This is a genomic window from Nocardiopsis sp. Huas11 (assembly GCF_003634495.1).
Lineage (GTDB): Bacteria > Actinomycetota > Actinomycetes > Streptosporangiales > Streptosporangiaceae > Nocardiopsis.
Map to the genome: position 1 here is coordinate 6,334,513 of NZ_RBKY01000001.1, position 17,091 is coordinate 6,351,603.

Below are 17,091 nucleotides of genomic sequence, written 5' to 3' on the forward strand. Positions count from 1 at the left end.
GGGGGATTCCCCCCGCCTCGCAGAGAGCCCACAGACCGGTTGGTGGACGCGATCGCCAACGACCACCTCGATGCCGATCAGCGCCAGGCGCTCGCGGACCTGGTCGACCTGGTCGCCGCGGAGATGGTGTCCGACAGTGTGGCCCGACCAGGGACGCTGATGGACCGCACGATCGAAGATGCGGGCGCATGGGGCAACCTGCGGGCGGCGTGGAAGCGGCTGCACAGGCAGCTCTACCCCCGGGCGGTGAAGTCGTGACCCTCGAAGAACTCCCCCGGCAGACCGCGCCACGCACGAGCCGTGACCGAGGGCTGAGGCCGGGTCCGCTCCCGCGTCGGTCCCGGCTCGACTTCTACTTCATCGCTGAGGACCTGGTCACCGATACCCAGGGCGAGCCGCTCACGGGGGTGGAGCTGGCCGGCCTCGCTGACCGGTTCGATGACCACACCATCGCCCCGCCTGGGGCGTCCCCCGCCTTGCCGGTGACCGTGGAGTTCTTCCACGATCTCGTGCACGCTGGCGGGCGGGCCCTGGCCGGCGGGGAGGTGGCTGCGCTGTCCGTCCACGTGCGCAGCCTCACCTGCACGGAGGTGGCACCCTGATGGCGTGGATCTGGCACTGCCCGGTGTGCGGCTACGTGACATCCTGCCCGCACCTGCAACCGCCGGAGAAGTAGACGTCCGCGTGCCCCCACACCCGCGAGGGCATAGCGCGCGGCACAGCCCGGGGTGGAACCCGGGAGGGCCCGATGGGGAAGGACCAGTCGGGCCCGGCCCCCGTCGTCCGTGAGGACGGCGGGGGTTCTCTTGTGTTACGGCTATGCGTGACGGTGTGGACTCCAACAGATACCGTTACGTCTATGCGTAACAAAGACTGCCCGATGTGTATGACCCCTATTACCGGCCCCGCCTACCTCGTCGACGGCGCCCTCAAGCACAGGCGCCGCTGGACTGCGGAACTCCTGCTCATCTGCGGGCCCTGCTACACGCGCGGCGCCCCCGACCCCGAAACCGGCCTGCTCCCTGCCCCCGCCCACCGTGAGACGCCGCGCGTCCAGTGGCATGGACTGGTCGGGCGGGGCGAGAAGCTACCGCCCACGCCGTGCGCGGCCTGCGGGATGGTGGTGGTCCGCAACGACGACCCGTTACTCAAGAGGGTGACGTGCTCCCGCGCATGCTCCACCTCCCTCACGCGCAGCCGTAACGGCGGGAAGGGGTCGGGCAAGCCGTGCCAGGTGTGCGAGGAGCCGGTGACGACAGGTCGTGCTGATTCCCTCTACTGCTCCCCGGCGTGCCGTCAGAAGGCCTACCGGCAGAGAATCTCTCACGCGTAGCCGTAACGGGCAGGGTCCGCCCTGCGCGTGGGCGGGGACGAAGAACGCTTCCGTACCGGCTACGGAGGACATGGCTTCCTGCGATCCCAGGAAGTAGCAGGCCAGAAGTTCGCCCCGGGCGTGCGAGGCGCAAGCCCTACAGGTACTCACGGCTCTTCTTCGGCCGACCGTCCGCCAACTCCGCAACGCCCCGAAGGCGAACGGGCCTGCCGTCCGAGAGAGCCTTGGACGCCTCCCTCAATGCGAACGCCGAATTCCAGGCCACAGCCCACGTCGCCGACTCGCCAACGTCCAACCGGTGGGGAAGCTGCGGGCCGATCGAGTCGCCGATCGGGTGGATGCTGGCCCCTGGAGAAGCTCTGACGCCCCATCGTTGCACCGTGACCGGCATGCGCCCCTTGTTGACGACCTCGACCACGGCCAGCCGATGCACGAAGCCCTGGTCGGCCAATCGCTGCACCTGTGCCTCAGTGAACGCTTTCGGGTCCTGGGTGACCAGGGTGGACTCGTCCGCCCCCATGAACCCCAGGCGGAGCCTGACTCTGATCCGGCCCCCGGTGAGCACGTAGTGCAGCACCTGCCAGGCGAACGAGGCCGCGCCGAGGAAGCCGCCGAGTGCGGCCACGAGGAAGGAGGCCGTCTGGATGTCCATGTTCATGGCGCCAACGTAGTCCTCCCGGGGGGTTCGGGTGGCTGAGTCTGGCCGGCATCTCGACGTGCCCGCCCGCGACGTCCGCGGGCCTGGTGGCCTGAACCGGTGACGGCGTCCGCGCCGGCGGGGAGGAGGCGGGGCCGGTCAGTAGAACCTCAACAATCGTCTAGCCTCCGATATCCTTCACTTATCGGAGGTCAGGTCAGGCGGTTTCGCCAAACACTCCGGCCGCCCTCGGAGCGCGTTCGACAGCTCGCTCGATCCCCTCGGGAGAGCAAGCAGTACATCGAGGGTGTCACCGTGTGCCCGTTCCGGACCTTCGGTTCCCTGTGAACGCCTTCGGTTGCGCCTACCCGTTTCGGGTGCTGTGCGCCGTTTCGGCAGCCAATACACCGGGACTCCCGTTTCGGGCCTTCCGGCGGTTATGGCCATTGTAGGACGTCGTCGCTCATTCCGTCATCATCCGGTCCCCTTCCCCAGGGCGACCTGGACGCTGCCGCCGCCCTTGATCTTGACCTGCTTACGCAGGCGGCGGACCATGTCCTCGTCGTCGCCGCGCAGGTCGATGGTCACCACGATGGGCTCCGCGCCGATGGGTTCGGGGGCGCCGGTGTCGTTGTAGGCCAGCGTGTAGCCGGGGGCCAACCACCCGCCCTGGTCGTAGGTCTGGGCGCCGTTCCAGATGTCGCGCATGCGCTGGGTGTGCTCGCCGGGGAACGGCCCCTCCCACCCCTTGTCCTGGTTCCAGAAGTCCCGGTTCTCGATGACGCCGCCGCGCGCGAACTGGGGCCGGAACAAGGCGCCTCCGAAGCGGCGGCCCTTGCGGACGTTGTCGCCCTCGTTGCCGCCGACGCCCATCCAGGACTTGTCGGTGACCATGCGCACGTGGTCGGTGCCGAACACCTGGATGTCCGCTGGCCGAGGCTGGTTCACGCGCTTCATGCCGGAGGTGTAGTAGTCGCCGGTCCACGCGCTCCTGGAGGCGCCCTTGAGGGCCTGGGACTGCTTGGTCTGGTTGTAGAGCCAGGAGATGAACATCGCGCACCAGGGGCCGACCATCCCGTACCAGTCAGTGATGGCGTTCCGGTTGGACCCGCCGGGCACCTCGGGGTAGCGGCCCACGGACTTCTCCGCGAGCTTGACGACACCCTTGGCGCCCTTACCGACCTCCAGGTCGTCCTTGTTCTTCTTGATCTGCGACAGGATCGCGGCCTGCCACACCATCATCTGCCGGTACCCGGCCGCGCCGGGCAGGTCCGTGCCCCGCCCGAACCGGTTACCGACGATGTCGGTCATCCCGCCCAAGGCCTGCTGCCCCGCGGCGACCGCCCCGCCCTTGTTGTCGAAGTCGTTTTTGGCCTTGGCGTTGAAGGAGTCCGCGAGACCGACCACGCCGCCGCCCGCGAACCCAGGCACCCCCTGCAGGAGCCGGGACGCGCCGGTGCCGGCCTGGTTGGCGGCGTCCACGAACGCTTCCCCGCCCAGGCCGCGGGTGGCGGCGGGGGTGAGGACCGCTTCGCCGTCGCGGACCATGGCGAGCCGGTTGTCGCGCACCGAGAACCCGGACAGGGATCCTCCGTTGGTGAGGTCGACCAGGCCACCGCGGTCGAATCCCTTGACGGCGGGCATCGACCCCAGGCCCGGGACCTTGGACGCGATCGTGTTCCACACGCCTCTCAGCCCGCGGTTCACGACCGGGCTGATCACGTACCGCACGGGGGCGGCGACCGCCTGGCGCAGCCCCGACCAGGCGGTCGCCACACCCTTGACGGTGCGCGCGAACCCGGTCACGGTCTTCTTGTGCATGTCAGCGAAGACGCTGGTCAGGGTGCGGGAGAGGGTGCCCGCGACCGTGATCAGCCCGCGGACCATGGTCGCGAAAGCGGTCGCGGAGTTCTTCGCCATCGAGGCGAACCCGCCCGCGATGTTCTTGCCCAGGGTGGCGACCAGGCGGGTGGCCGAGGAGACCAGCACCCCCAGGGCCCGTACCAGGGATGCCACCAGGGAGGTGAACACCCCGGTCGCGGATGCCTGCATCTTGACGAGGGCGACCATGACCTGCGAGACCATGGTGGCCATCTCGGAGACCATCGCGACCTGCATCGACGTGGCCTTCTTCGCGGCCTCGGCGCCCATCAGGTCGAACTCGCCGCCGACCCCGCCCGGCAGCTTGCCGGTCTCAGCGATGATCTCGGACACCATGTCCGGGACGATGCTGTTGAAGATGAGGACGTCACCGAGGCCTTCGACGGCCCCGATGGTGTTGTCGACCATCTCGTTGATGTGGTCCGCGACGCCTTTGACCAGGTCAGACGCGATTCCGAGGATGGCGTCCTTGATCTCGCGCCACTGCCGGGCAGCGGCTTTGCCCAGTCGGACGAAGGACTCGGCCACGGTCACGCCCAGTTGCACCAAGACATCGTGGAATCCGGAGATCAGCGCCCAGCCGACGCGGGCGACCATGCCGGGGATCGCCACGACCAGGCTCGCGATGGCGTGCACGAACGCCATGAGCAGCCTGGGCGCCCAGTCCTCCTCGACCTGGCGGGCGATCTGCCCGCCACCGTCGGCCTTCTCGAACCCCTCAGCGGTCTCGGTGGGGGCGTTGGTCGCCCAGGCCACGAACCGGTCGGTGAGCGCCTGCAGCCGGTCTGGCAGGGACTCCGCGAACTCGTTGATCCAGGTGGTGAACCGCTTGGTCCAGTCCTCCAGCCGGTCGGGCAGGGACTCCGAGACGCCGTCGATCCAGGCGACGATCCGGTCCGTCCACGCCTTCAACCGGTCTGGCAGGGACTCCGCGAACGCTTCGGCCCACTCGGTGAACCGCTGGCCGTAGGCGTTGAACTGCTCCTTGCCCGACTCCCACAGGCCGCCCGCCCACTCCTTGAACGACTCCGTCCACCCGTCGAGCTTGGTGTCCAGTTCGCTCTTCTGGTCCGAGATCCACGAGCCCAGGGAGGCCACCGCGCCGGGCAGCTCTGCCTTGATCGCGGGCCACAGCCCGCCCGCCCAGGTGGTGAACCGCTTGGTCCACTCGGCGGTCTTGTCGCGGATCATGTCGGGGGCGTCGGTGGCCAGCCAAGACCCGAACCGGCGCAACAGACCCACGAGCTTGGACCGCAGCCGGGCTTCCAAGTCCACGACCCAGCCCAGGAACGCGGGGATCCACTCGGTGCGCAGCCGGCGTTCTATCACCGGGAGGTCTTCAACGATCCACTCCGCGATCGCGCGCGGCAGCTGCACGAACTGCAACTTCAAGGTCTGCCAGAGCAGCTTCACGCCAGCGGTGCCGACCGCGACCAGGTTGTCGAACCCGGACTTCATGACGGTCTTGGCGCCGGACCACACCTTGGACCAGTCGCCCGACATCAGCCCGGTGACGATGTCGATCCACCCGCCCAGCTGGCGGACCATGTTCCCGGCCACGGAGCCGATCAGGTCGGTGGCGATCCGCACCCGCGCGGCCGCCTGGTCCCACAGGAACCCCCACCGGTCGCGGAACTCGTCGGCTCCGTCGCGGAGGTTGCGCAGCCACCGCAGGATGCGTTCGGCGTGCGGTTGGGCGGCGTTGCGGAACTCTCGCCAGCCGTCGACCAGGGCTGGCCACAGGGTGGTCGCGAACCAGCGGCCGACCCGCCCTGCGACGTCTTCGAGCTGCTCCCACCCCCACACCAGGCCGGGCCAGATGTTGCGGTCGAAGAAGCGTTTGGCCGTGGACGCGGCGGCCTGGATGCCTTCCCACGCGCCGGTCACGATCGACCGGAACTTCTCCGAGCGCTTGTAGGCGATGACCAGGCCGGTGGCCAGGGCGGCCACTCCGGCGATCACCCACACCACCGGGCCGCCGAGCACACCCAGGGCGGCGCCCACGCCGAGCATCGCGCCCTTGGCGAGCAGCAGCCCGCCGACGAGCACGGCGACGATCGACGCGAACATGCCGACGGCCTTGATGACCGGGGTGACGATGCGCTCGTGCTTGTCCAGCCACCCGGTGACGGCCCGCACCCCGCCGGTGAACATGCCGACGGCCTGGGTGGCGGCGTCCAGGATGCCCAGGTCCGCGAAGGAGATGAAGAACCCCTCCACTGCGGAGCGGGCGCCCTTCATGCCGCCGACGAACCCTTCCATGCGGATGTCGGCCATCTCCTGGGCGGCGCCCTCGGAGTTCTCCAGGTCCGCGATCAGGGCTTCGATGCCCGCCGACCCCTGCCCCAAGAGGCTCTGCAATTTGGGTCCGGCTTCCAACCCGAAGATCGACATGACGTCGCCGACGTCAGCGCCCTTGTCGGCCAGGTCGGTGAGCAGGCCAGTGAGGGGGCGGACCTGCCCGTCGGCGCCGGTGGCGGCGACCCCGAACTCCTTGAGCTTCTTGCTGCCCGTGGAGCTGGTGTCGGCCAGCGTCGCCAAGATGCTGTTCAGGCCGGTGCCGGCCATGGATCCTTGGATGCCGGCGTTGCCCAGGAATCCGATGGCGGCGGCGGTCTCCTCGAACGACCACCCGGCCGCGCTAGCAAGGGGGGCGGCGTACTTGAACGACTCTCCCAGCATGTTCAGGTCCACGTTCGTGGAGCGCATGGTCTGGGCCAGGACGTCAGCGATGCGCCCCGACTCCTCAGCCTTCAACCCGAACCCGCTCATGACGTTGGAGGCGATGTCGGCGGTGCGGGCGAGGTCGGTGTTGCCGGCGGCGGCCAGGTTCAGGACGTTAGGCAGGGCCGCCATGGTCTGGGAGGCGTCGAACCCGGCCATGCCCAGGAACTCCATGGCGTTCGCGGCTTCGGTGGCACTGAACTGGGTGGTGGCGCCGAGCTCCTTGGCCTGGGATTCCAGGGCCTCGAAGCTCTGACCGGTGGCGCCGGTCACCGCGCGCACCCCGTTCATGGCGTACTCGAAGTTCCCGGCGGCGTTGATGGCGGCCCCGCCGATCGCGAGGGCGGCCACCCCGGCAACCGCGCCGGCGGCCCCGAACGCCGTGCCGATCCCGGCCAGGCCGCCGCTGAGGCCGCGGGTGAAGGACCGGCCGCCAGTGGCTCCCGCCTCGGTCATGGCGGTGGCCACGGGGCCGGATGCCTTGGTGGCCTGTTGGCGTACTCCGACGGCGAGCCCGGCCGCGGCCTGGTTCGCGGCGGAGACGAACTTGCCGCGGCTGTCGCGGATCTTGCCGTCCACGCCGCGCACCCACCCCTGGGCGGCGAGGATGCCGCTGCCCGCGAGCTCGCCCTGGGTCGCCGAGCCGCCCAGGGTCTTGGTGGCGGCCGTGGTCATGCCCGTCGCGAACCCTGTTCCGGCGCGGGTGCCGGAGGCGGCAACGGTTTTCTCGACACCGCCCATGGTGCGGGTCAGCTGGGTGGTGGAGCGCGAGACCTGTTGGGTGGTGGCTTGCCCCATGGATGTGGCGAATCCGGTGCCGGCGCGGGTGCCGGAGGCGGCCATGGTCTTCTCGACGCTGGTCATGCTGTTGACGACGCGTGCGTTGGAGCGTCGCAGCCCGCGGTTGGTGGTGGTGTCGAACCCGGTGACGAACCCGGTGCCGCCGGTCCGGCCAGCGCGGGTGGCGGTGCGTTCGACTCCCGCGAACGTGCGCCTGACACGACGCTCCATCCGACGGGTCTCCCGATCGAACGGACGCGTGTTCGCGTCCAGGACGACGGTGAGCTCTTCCAAGATCGACATGCTTGCCCCCTTACCAGCAATTATAGCCAGGAGGCATGAAAGATCGGGTTATCATGACTCTGAGGAATGAATGGGACCCCCGGCCTACTTGCCCCGGCCGGGGGTCCCGCTTGTCTTCCGCCTACTCAGCTACTCAGGGCCCGCTGGGTTCTGCGCGCTCAGAGGCCAGCTGCACAGCCGCCTTGACCTGAGCCAACCGCCACCCGGCATCCTCGGCAGCGAACCGGCCAGTGGCCAGGAGGCGCGCCATCGTGTGGTCCGCGTCCTCGTCGAAGAGCGCTTGGGCACGTTCATTGATTTGCTCGGTGTCGGTTCCTGCGTCGATCACCTCGCGGATCGCCGCGGCCTTACGCAGGATCCCGCGCCGATCGGCGAGCCGGTGAGCAGCACGCCGGTTCATGTCCAGGACCGCGGCGGTCTCGTCGATGGTGGCGCCGGCGGCGAGGAACCACAGGAACAGGGTTCGGGTGTCGGCGCGTGTGAGGCGTAGGCCCTCCATCAGCTCTCACCGCCTCGTCGGATGGTGCCGTCGGCGAACCGCATGGTGGTGCTGGTGTCCTCACCGAGGGCGTCGTGGCGGCGCTGCCGTGCCTGGGCTCGGTCGCGGCCGTTGACCGCGTCGACCACGCGGCGCCGCTCCTCGGTGGGCGGACCCTCCGGGGCGGCCGGGGCTTGGCTGGCGGCCTCCCGTGCCCGCGCGCGGGCTCCCCCGGGCCTCACGTTGGCCTCGACGGCCTCGGTGATCTCGTCGGGGCTCATGCCCTGACGTTCGGCGTTCAGGCCGTTCTCGGCCGTCTCGTGGACGCGGGAGGCGATCGTGTCGGCGCACGCCGCAGCGGAAGCGCGGGCAGCGGTCAGGCCCTGGTGGGTGGGGTCGGCTTCGACCTCAGCGGCGAGTTCCGCCGCCCACCGCTTCGCGGTCTCCACGGTCTCGGGGTCGCCACCGAGCCGCCGCACTTCCCGGGCGACCTTGTTCGGGTAGTTGGCGCGGGTCGGGGAGTCGAGCTGCAGGCCGCCGGACACGAACACGTCTCCGATGGGCTGGGTGACTTCGCGGCGGCGCTGTTCTGCGGCGCGGGAGTCGGCCGTGATGTGCTTCTTGGACATGGTGTTCTCCTCGTTGCCCTTGTTCAGAGCTCTAGAAGGTCGACGTTGGGGATGAGGTAGAGGAGCGGCCCTCGCGGGGTGGGCACGTCCAGGACTCCGGCTTGGTGGAGGAGTTGCTCTGCCTCGTCGGTGTCACCGGTTTCGCAGGGCAGCGTCAGGAAGTCGACGCCGTGGCGGGCCCGGTACATGTCGGCGACCAGATGTGCGGTGTCCCGCCAGGCGCCGGAAGGGTCCCCGGTCGGGCACAGCCGGACGTGGTTGCGGCACGCGGCGGTAGGCGCGTGAGAGAGCTCCTGCTGTAGGGCCTTGAGGCGTTCCAGGATCGCGCGGGAGTTCATCGGCGTGCTCCGTTCTTCTGGGCGTTGACGGCCGCCTCGATCTCCGCGAAGCGTTCGGTGAGCTCGCCCTCGACGCGCATGGCGGGCAGCGCTCGGAGGATCTGCGCTGCGGCGCGCACACGCACGGACGGGTCGTCTGCCTGGAGGCACTCCACCAAGGTCTCCACGGCTTTCATGGAGGCACTGGTGAGCGCTCCGACGACTTCGTCGAGGAGCTCGCCGCGTAGGTCGCGGACCTCGTCGGCGAAGACGGTGTCGTCAGCGAGCCATCGGCGGACGGTGCGGGGTGAAACCCCGGCTTCCTGGGCTGCGGTTTTGGTGCCGGAGCCGCGGGCGAGCGCGAGGATGGCCGCTGCTTTTCCGTCAGGGCGGTCAGTTTGGGCCACTTCGGGTCACCCCCTTCGTTTCGGTGAGTTCCTCGAGCAGCGCCTGGGCGCGGTCATGGATGTGCGGAGGGATGCGGCCGGCTTCGCTGGTGAGGATGCGGCGGGCTCCGGTGGTGGTGTGGGACTCGCTGAGCGCGGCGGCGAGGACGAGGTGGGCGATGCGTTCGGTGCTGCCGCCGGGGTGTGTGCGGGCGGACTCCCGTGCTGCCCGTGCGAGGTCGAGGTTCGTCGAGGCCATGGCTACTCCGGCGCCATGTCGTAGAACCGCGAGAAGTGGAGCTGAGAGGCCACGGTGATGCAGGTGGTGGGCCCGGATCGGTGCTTCGCGATCCACAGGTCAGCTTCGCCTGACCGAGGGCTCTTCTCCTTCTCGGTGACCTCCTGGTCCTCGCGGTGCACGATGAGCACCATGTCCGAGTCCTCTTCGAGCGACCCCGAATCGCGCAGGTCCGAGATGCGCGGGATGCCGTCGGCCCGATCTGCTGCGCCGCGGTTCACCTGCGCGAGCATCACCATGGTCACGTCGAACTCCATCGCGATCATCTTCAAACCGCGGCTGTTCTGGGACACCTCGATGTAGCGGTTCTGCGGGGTGCCGACGCTGGACATGAGCTGGACGTGGTCGACCACGACCAGACGTGGGGTCATTCCCCTGCGGGCCATGGAGCGGAGGCCCTGCTGGATGGTGCTGAGCGTGCACTGGCCGGGGGTGAACAGCTTCAGCGGGGCGTTCGCCCAGCGGTGGCGAACCTTGGCCGCGCTCGCCCAGTCCTGCTCCGCCATGAGGTGGTTGTTGATGACGTGGAGCGGGATCGTGCCCTCAGCGGACAGGATCCGGTTCCTGAGCAGGTCCGGTCCCATCTCCATGGAGAAGTAGGCGACGGGGGTGTCGTGGCGGAACGCGGCGTGCCTGGCGATGTCGAGCCCGACCACGGACTTGCCTGAGCCGGTGCGGCCGGCCACGGTGATGAGCTGGCCGGGGCGCATCCCGCCGGTGAGCGCTTCGAGGTCCTTCCACGGGAACGGGACGGTGTTCGAGTCGACGGGCTGAGCGAGTCGGTCGAAGTAGTCGGCGTCGTCCCCGACGAGTTCGGCGTCGGTGTTGGTGCTGGGCCGTTGGCGGGCGGCCTGGTCGACGGTGGACACGGCGTGGTCTACGAGGTCGTCGACGTCGCCGGTGCCGTCGTAGCCGAGTTGGGCGATGCGGGTGCCGACCTCGACCAGGCGGCGCTTGGTGGCGAGGTCCGCGACGATCTTCGCGAAGTACCCGGCGTTGGCCGCGGCCGGTACGGCCTCGGTGAGGGTGACCAGGTAGGGGGACCCACCGACACGGGTGAGGTCGCCCTGCGTGCGCAGCTGCGCGAGCACGGCGCGGGGGTCGAGGGGCTGCCCGTTGTCGTGCATCTCCATGAGGGTCTGCAAGATGATCTGGTGCGCGGGTCGGTAGAGGTCGAGCGGCGAGCTGAGGACATCGAGGACGGCCGGAAGCGCGTCGGCGTCGACCATGGGGGCGCCGATGACGATCTGTTCCGCGCCGATGTCGTGCGGTGGGATCCGGTCGGCGTGCTCGGTGTCGGTGGTGGTCACGCGGACTCTCCTAGGTGCTGTGCGAGGGCCTCGTTCTGGGCGAGGTCCCACCGCTTGTCCGGGCCGTGGTCGTGGAGGAGCTTCGTGACGTCCCCGAAGGCTCTGGTCTTGATGTCGCTGGCGCACGCGTCACAGGGCAGGGCGAGGTAGTGGCGGGTGCACTTGGTCTGGGCGCGGGCCGGTCGGGGGCGCGGCGCGCGGGCGGCCTTCAGCTTGCGGAGCCGCTCGTGCATGTCCTCGTTCTCGATGAGGCTGGTGATGAGACCGCTGAGGCTGTGCTTGACCTCGGGGCGGATCTGGTCGATGAGGGCCTGGGCTTCCTCGGGGGTGGCGCCGGTGGCGTCGATGATGCGGTCGCGGATGCTGCTCGTCTTCTTCGTCTTCGTCTTCGACGGCTGGTCGCCCGCGTCGCGTGGTGATGAGGAGGAAGTTGAGGTGTAAGGAGGAGTAGGGCGGGTTGTTTTCACCCGCCTACGTGTCGAAAATGACCCGCCTACACCGCCTGTAGGCGGGTGGTTTTTTGCGTCAGCCTCGTCCGTAGGCGGGTTGTTTTCACCCTGCTTCCCGACGTCTGGGACGTCGAAGCCATCGGCCTGGTGGTCTTCCACTGAACCTGTAGGCGGGTTGTTTTCACCCGCCTTCGAGGCGTCGCCCGGGGCAGCCCACCCTGAAGGGGCGAGGTGAAGGAATCGGTACTTCGAGACCCTCCCGTTATGGCCACCCCCGGCATGCTCAACGACCTTCTCCTTCTGGAGCTTGGCGAGGACCCGCCGCATAGCGCGGTCGTCGGGCACCATGGCCTGGCGCATGATCTCGGGGTCGTGGACACCGTGGTACGTCAGGCGACTGACATCGTTGGCGTCGTCGGCCAGGACGAGAGCCGCGAGCTTCTCGCCCTTCGTGAGGGTGTCAGGAGCCCACACCTTCACTTCGCGGTAGAGCTTGTACCCCATCAGCGGCGCCCCCTGTCGCTGGTGCGGTGGTGGCGACACTGGCCATGCCCGTGCGTGCGGATCCGGCACGGGTCCCCCGACCTCGTCAGGGCGCCACAGAACTCCGGTAGCGGTTCCTCCTCCGAGTCGTCTGGGTCAACGACCCACGACATGGGGTCGGTGTGCTCGCACGTGGCAGGGAAGGACGCGACGATGAGCGCGCCGACCCATGCGGCGTCCGTTGGGTAGGCGACCCGGCCGCACCGGTGGCACTGGACGTGTCCGGCGCGGATGAGCGGGTCGTGATCTGGGCAAGGCACCCCTGGTCTCCTCACTCGGTACTGATCGGGGAAGGGGTGCGGTACTGGCGGGCGACGACCACCCAGACGAGGCGCCCGCAGCCGGAGCGGCGGACGCCGGCGACACGGCCGGACCAGGAGAGGCCCTGGTGGTGTCCGGCGCAGCGGGGGCAGCGGTACACGAACAGCCAGCGGCGGCGTCGGGCGCAAGGCGGGTAGAGGCTCGCGAAGGCTGCCGGGGTCCGATGGGAGGCCGCCTGTTCGCCCTCAGGCTGGTCGGTTACGCTGGGCGAGACTTCCTGTGGTGTCACGTCCTGATCCCCTTGAATGTCCTGATCGGTCTGCCAACCGGTCTCCTCGGCCCGGTTCGGTGTTGGCGCACCGGCCGGGCCGCTGTTGTGCGTGCGGGTCATGCGGCATCACCGCCCGCATGGTGCTGGGCTTCGTCGATGCCCAGGTAGGCCAGCAGGTCAGAGCGACGGAACCGGTACTGATTGCCGAGTTTGAGGACGGTGATCGGGCACTCACCGGTCCGGACGAGCTCACGCATCTTCGTGTCGCCGAACTTGAGGGCTTTACCAAGGGTGCGCAGATCGAAGGTGACGTCCAGCGCGAGAACTTCCTCGACCTTCATCCCCGAGCTCACAGCACACGCTCCAAGGTGTCCTCTCCGCCCTGCTCACGGGCGCGCATCCACCGGTCGATCTCCTCTTCCCGATACCGGATCCGTCCACCACGGCTGGGTGAGGTCTTGACGTACTTCGGGCCGATCCCCTTGGAACGCCACGTTGCGAGGGTCCTCTCGGCGTATCCGGTCAGCTCAGACGCCTCTTTGGGGTCTAGGTACCTCGTCGACATCCATCCTCCCGTGGCTGGATTATCCACCCTCCATTGGGGTTGACTAACCCCCTGATTGGGGAGACACTAGCACGCCAGAGATAGTAAAGGCGAGTCACGGAAAGTGGATCTTGCGCATGGTCGCTACAGTCGCCGTCATGGTGAAGAAGAGGCAGGATCTCGGGGTGACCGCTGTCCGAGTCGCACGCAACGTCAGGGAGGTCCGGCAGGCCCGAGGGCTGTCGGTGACCCAGCTGGTGAAGCGGCTCAGCGGAAAACTCTCGGTCGACGCGGTCAAGAAGATCGAGGCGGGAGCCAACCCGGACGCCGCAGTGGTCCGACGGGTGAGCGTTGACGAGCTGGTTCTGTTGGCGATCGCGCTCGACACCACTCCGAACCGGTTGCTGCTTGGCCCGAGGGCCGACGACGAAGATCTTGAGCTCACCGACGCCCAGATCAAGTTGCCCAACAACCTTGTGCCCTCACAGGATGAGCCGGTTGATACCTCCCCTTCGGCTCGGGACGCGTGGCGGTGGGCGCGCGGCGGAGAACCGCTCCATCTCGGGCCTTCCGTCTATCCACTGCCCGAGGACGAAGAGGACGAGATGAGGCGCTATCAGAACCTCTTCGCTCAGCAGGAAATCCGACGTCGTCGTTTTCAGCAGGAGAGCCGCCCCGACGACGTCCCCGACTTCACCGACTTCGGGCGCCTGCCCGTTGAGAAGCAGGCTGTGTTGGACGAGATGGCGGACACAGCTACTCCGGCCGTGCTAAGCGCCATGGACACCGGGCTCCCCTGGAAAACCGTCGTTCGCCGTCTCCGTATCCAGGTCGACAAGATCCTGTGGCAGCGCCGCCGCGAGTACCTGGCCAACCGGACACCGGAGGACGTCGAGCGCGAGCGCGAGGAGGGCAAGCGGGCCGCAGACGAGCTCATGCGCCAACGACACCCTGGGCGCTACCCGTTTGAGGAGGGCACCGAGTGAAGGGCTCGACGTTCAAGCGGTGCCGGTGCCGCGACGAGGCCGGCAAGGAGCTCGGGCAGAAGTGCCCCGACCTGCGCAGGAAGAACGGAACCTGGAACCCGCGACACGGGTCGTGGTACTTCAAGCTCGAACTCGAACCCGGCACGAACGGCCGGCGCCAGTTCCTCAAACGAGGCGGCTTCGCCTCCCAGGACGATGCCCTCGACGCCATGTCCGCGGAGAAGGTCAAGGCCGGCCGCGGGCGCGACGTCACGACCAAGCTCCTGTTCGGTCCGTTCTTCGACAACTGGCTCGCAGGGAAGAACAGCCTCGCCCGGTCCACCACCGAGAAGTACGGCGAACACGGCCGTCTCTACTTGAAGCCGCACCTCGGGCACTTCGAGCTGGACAAGCTGCGGGTGGATCACGTCGCGGCGATGTTCGACGCCATCGAGGTCGCCAACGCCCAGGTCGTGGCAGCCCGTGAGTCCGAGGACCCGCAGGTGCGCGCGACAGCTAAGGGCCGCAAGGTCACCGGGCCGGTCACGCAGCAGCGGATCAGGGCGACGCTCCGGTCGTGTCTGGCGGACGCGGTGAAGCAGCGCCTGGTGGACGTGAACGTCGCGCAGCTCGTCGACCTCAAGCCCGGTCGGAAGGCCAAGGCGCTGGTGTGGACGCGTGAGCGTGTGGAGGCCTTCCAGGAGACGTTCGGAAAGGCTCTCGCCGACGACCAGGCGAAGGCCCGCGGCCAGGCCGTGCTCGGGTTCAAGACGTGGCGGTCCGTCGAGCGGCCCTCGCCCGTGATGGTGTACACGCCCCCGCAGACCGGAGCGTTCCTGGACCACGCCGTCGAACACCGGCTCTACGCGGCGTTCCACCTGATCGCGTTCCGGGGCCTACGCCGCGGTGAGGCGGCCGGCCTGCGGTGGCCGGATGTGGACCTGGACGCGGGGACGGTGACACCGAGCAGGCAGCGCCGTCAGATCGGGTGGGAGGTCGAGGAGGCCGACCTCAAGACGGATGGGTCGGAGGCGACCATCGCCTTGGACACGGGCACTGTGGATGTCCTGCGGGCGCACCGGGCACGGCAGAACGAGGAGCGTCTGCTGTGGGGTGACGCGTGGGAGGGCGTCGGGCACGTGTTCGCGCGCGAGAACGGGGCGCCGCTGCATCCGGCGACGCTGACCGAGGAGTTCGAGCGCCTGGCGTTCGGCGCCGGCCTTCCGCCGATCCGTCTTCATGACCTTCGCCACGGGGCGGCGACGCTCGCGCTCGCGGCCGGTGTGGACATGAAGACGGTTCAGGCGATGTTGCGGCACTCCTCGATCACGATCACCGCGGACATCTACGCGACGGTGCTTCCGGAGGTCGCGCACGAGGCCGCGGAGGCGTCCGCGCGGCTGGTTCCGCGGGCGGCGTCGGGGACGGGTTCCGGGACTGGCGGTCCCCCAACGGTCCCCCAAGGGGGTTGGGGGAACCGGAAGGGAGCGTCTGTTACGAGGAAACCGCTCTTCACAGGGGGTAGGCCGGGCAGGACTCGAACCCGCGACCCAGGGATTATGAGTCCCCTGCTCTGACCAACTGAGCTACCGGCCCGCCGTCGTCGGCGATCGTCATCCTAACAGGATGTGTCCTGCGGCACCGCGCCGAGAATCCGCCCCGCCCGGCACGGAAGGGAACCGTTGACGTCGCTCTCCGCGGTTCGGCGCGCGTAGCCCGCACCTGGGTCACGGGGCGTGCACGTGCTCGGTCTAGGGTGGTGAGGTGCGGCGCGCGCCCGGTGGACCCCAGCGCCCGGCACGGACGCCGCTTCTACCCGCTGGTAACCTCGCGGGTCGCACATCGTCGTCAGGAGAGTTCACGTCATGGCCCAAGTACCCGTCAACGTCACCGTCACCGGCGCCGCCGGCCAGATCGGCTACGCCCTGCTGTTCCGGATCGCCTCCGGCCAGCTGCTCGGCGCCGACACCCCGGTGAAGCTGCGTCTGCTGGAGATCCCGCAGGCCGTCAAGGCCGCCGAGGGCACGGCGATGGAGCTGGACGACTGCGCCTTCCCCCTGCTGCAGGGCATCGACATCTTCGACGACGCCCGCCAGGCGTTCGAGGGCGCCAACGTGGGCCTCCTGGTCGGCGCGCGTCCCCGCGGCAAGGGCATGGAGCGCGGTGACCTCCTCGAGGCCAACGGCGGCATCTTCAAGCCCCAGGGCGAGGCCATCAACGCCGGCGCGGCCGACGACATCCGCGTCCTGGTGGTCGGCAACCCCGCCAACACCAACGCCCTCATCGCGCAGAGCCACGCCCCCGACGTGCCCGCCGAGCGCTTCACCGCGATGACGCGCCTGGACCACAACCGCGCGCTCACCCAGCTCGCCAAGAAGCTCGACGTGTCGATCAACGACATCAAGAAGCTCACGATCTGGGGCAACCACTCCGCCACCCAGTACCCCGACCTCTTCCACGCCGAGGTCAACGGCGCCAACGCCGCCAAGTCCGTCGGCGACCAGGCCTGGCTGGAGAACGACTTCATCCCGACCGTCGCCAAGCGCGGCGCCGCGATCATCGAGGCCCGGGGCGCGTCCTCGGCCGCCTCCGCCGCCAACGCCGCCATCGACCACGTCCACGACTGGGTCAACGGCACCCCCGAGGGCGACTGGACCTCCGCGGCCATCCCCTCCGACGGTTCCTACGGCGTTCCCGAGGGCCTCATCTCCTCCTTCCCCGTCGTGTCCAAGAACGGCAAGTGGGAGATCGTCCAGGGCCTGGAGATCGACGACTTCTCGCGCGGCCGCATCGACGCCTCCGTCAAGGAGCTCGTCGAGGAGCGCGACACCGTCAAGGAGCTCGGCCTGGTCTGAGCCCCGAGTGCCCGTCCGCCGCACGGCGTTCGGGCCGCGGTGCCAAGGGGGTGTTTCCCACGGGGAACGCCCCCTTCGTCCGTGCGGTGGGCGTACGTCCCGACGGGGGTCGGGGAGCGGGCAGTAT

Annotated in this window: 17 protein-coding genes, 1 tRNA gene and 1 pseudogene; 5 read left to right on the forward strand and 14 right to left on the reverse strand. The window is 68.9% G+C overall.

What is annotated here, in order from left to right:
- Window positions 1–42: 42 nt before the first annotated feature.
- Both DFP74_RS28620 and DFP74_RS28625 read left to right on the forward strand, forming a co-directional pair.
- Complete coding sequence (locus DFP74_RS28620; protein WP_147453926.1) at window positions 43–258, forward strand: hypothetical protein; 216 nt, start codon at window positions 43–45, stop codon at window positions 256–258.
- Complete coding sequence (locus tag DFP74_RS28625; protein ID WP_121186489.1) at window positions 255–602, forward strand: hypothetical protein; 348 nt, start codon at window positions 255–257, stop codon at window positions 600–602. The genes DFP74_RS28620 and DFP74_RS28625 overlap by 4 nt, the downstream gene beginning before the upstream one ends.
- Before the next feature lie 867 nt (window positions 603–1,469).
- Here DFP74_RS28625 and DFP74_RS28635 read toward each other — a convergent pair.
- From DFP74_RS28635 to DFP74_RS28695, 12 genes are all read right to left on the reverse strand, one after another.
- Window positions 1,470–1,991 (reverse strand): hypothetical protein, encoded by a 522-nt coding sequence (locus DFP74_RS28635; RefSeq protein ID WP_121186493.1) that lies wholly within the window; start codon window positions 1,989–1,991, stop codon window positions 1,470–1,472.
- Between the two features lie 453 nt (window positions 1,992–2,444).
- Window positions 2,445–7,658: a phage tail tape measure protein gene (locus tag DFP74_RS28640; RefSeq protein ID WP_121186495.1), complete on the reverse strand. Its 5,214-nt coding sequence runs from the start codon at window positions 7,656–7,658 to the stop codon at window positions 2,445–2,447.
- A gap of 133 nt (window positions 7,659–7,791) precedes the next feature.
- Window positions 7,792–8,157 (reverse strand): hypothetical protein, encoded by a 366-nt coding sequence (locus tag DFP74_RS28645; protein ID WP_121186497.1) that lies wholly within the window; start codon window positions 8,155–8,157, stop codon window positions 7,792–7,794.
- Complete coding sequence (locus DFP74_RS28650; RefSeq protein ID WP_121186499.1) at window positions 8,157–8,765, reverse strand: hypothetical protein; 609 nt, start codon at window positions 8,763–8,765, stop codon at window positions 8,157–8,159. Before DFP74_RS28650 ends, DFP74_RS28645 begins: the two co-directional genes overlap by 1 nt.
- A gap of 23 nt (window positions 8,766–8,788) precedes the next feature.
- Entirely contained in the window at window positions 8,789–9,103 is a 315-nt protein-coding gene (locus DFP74_RS28655) for a hypothetical protein (RefSeq protein WP_121186501.1), read from the reverse strand.
- Window positions 9,100–9,489: a helix-turn-helix domain-containing protein gene (locus tag DFP74_RS28660; protein WP_121186503.1), complete on the reverse strand. Its 390-nt coding sequence runs from the start codon at window positions 9,487–9,489 to the stop codon at window positions 9,100–9,102. The genes DFP74_RS28655 and DFP74_RS28660 overlap by 4 nt, the downstream gene beginning before the upstream one ends.
- Window positions 9,476–9,727 (reverse strand): hypothetical protein, encoded by a 252-nt coding sequence (locus DFP74_RS28665; protein WP_121186505.1) that lies wholly within the window; start codon window positions 9,725–9,727, stop codon window positions 9,476–9,478. The genes DFP74_RS28660 and DFP74_RS28665 overlap by 14 nt, the downstream gene beginning before the upstream one ends.
- Window positions 9,728–9,729: 2 nt before the next feature.
- The gene (locus tag DFP74_RS28670) at window positions 9,730–11,076 is read right to left on the reverse strand and encodes a replicative DNA helicase (protein ID WP_121186507.1); all 1,347 of its coding nucleotides are present in this window, start codon (window positions 11,074–11,076) and stop codon (window positions 9,730–9,732) included.
- On the reverse strand, window positions 11,073–12,029 hold the full coding sequence (locus DFP74_RS33365) for a hypothetical protein (protein WP_147453927.1): 957 nt from the start codon (window positions 12,027–12,029) through the stop codon (window positions 11,073–11,075). The genes DFP74_RS28670 and DFP74_RS33365 overlap by 4 nt, the downstream gene beginning before the upstream one ends.
- A gap of 310 nt (window positions 12,030–12,339) precedes the next feature.
- Window positions 12,340–12,720 (reverse strand): hypothetical protein, encoded by a 381-nt coding sequence (locus tag DFP74_RS33370; protein WP_147453928.1) that lies wholly within the window; start codon window positions 12,718–12,720, stop codon window positions 12,340–12,342.
- Entirely contained in the window at window positions 12,717–12,953 is a 237-nt protein-coding gene (locus DFP74_RS28690) for a helix-turn-helix domain-containing protein (RefSeq protein WP_199725807.1), read from the reverse strand. Before DFP74_RS28690 ends, DFP74_RS33370 begins: the two co-directional genes overlap by 4 nt.
- Window positions 12,950–13,165: an AlpA family transcriptional regulator gene (locus tag DFP74_RS28695; RefSeq protein ID WP_121186514.1), complete on the reverse strand. Its 216-nt coding sequence runs from the start codon at window positions 13,163–13,165 to the stop codon at window positions 12,950–12,952. The genes DFP74_RS28690 and DFP74_RS28695 overlap by 4 nt, the downstream gene beginning before the upstream one ends.
- A gap of 137 nt (window positions 13,166–13,302) precedes the next feature.
- Here DFP74_RS28695 and DFP74_RS28700 point away from each other — a divergent pair, with 137 nt between their 5' ends.
- A complete protein-coding gene (locus DFP74_RS28700) occupies window positions 13,303–14,130 on the forward strand; it encodes a helix-turn-helix domain-containing protein (RefSeq protein ID WP_147453929.1) in 828 nt (275 codons plus the stop codon).
- Here DFP74_RS28700 and DFP74_RS34735 read toward each other — a convergent pair.
- Entirely contained in the window at window positions 14,103–14,987 is an 885-nt protein-coding gene (locus DFP74_RS34735; protein WP_233571199.1) for a hypothetical protein, read from the reverse strand. The genes DFP74_RS28700 and DFP74_RS34735 overlap by 28 nt on opposite strands.
- Here DFP74_RS34735 and DFP74_RS34740 point away from each other — a divergent pair.
- A pseudogene (locus DFP74_RS34740) lies at window positions 14,913–15,407 on the forward strand (tyrosine-type recombinase/integrase); the annotation flags it as partial. The gene DFP74_RS34735 and the pseudogene DFP74_RS34740 overlap by 75 nt on opposite strands.
- 224 nt (window positions 15,408–15,631) lie before the next feature.
- On the opposite strand, the gene DFP74_RS28710 reads toward DFP74_RS34740, so the two are convergent.
- Window positions 15,632–15,705, reverse strand: a tRNA-Ile gene (locus DFP74_RS28710).
- Between the two features lie 269 nt (window positions 15,706–15,974).
- Between DFP74_RS28710 and DFP74_RS28715 the strand changes: the two genes are divergently transcribed.
- Entirely contained in the window at window positions 15,975–16,964 is a 990-nt protein-coding gene (locus DFP74_RS28715; RefSeq protein WP_121186518.1) for a malate dehydrogenase, read from the forward strand.
- Window positions 16,965–17,091 lie beyond the last annotated feature (127 nt).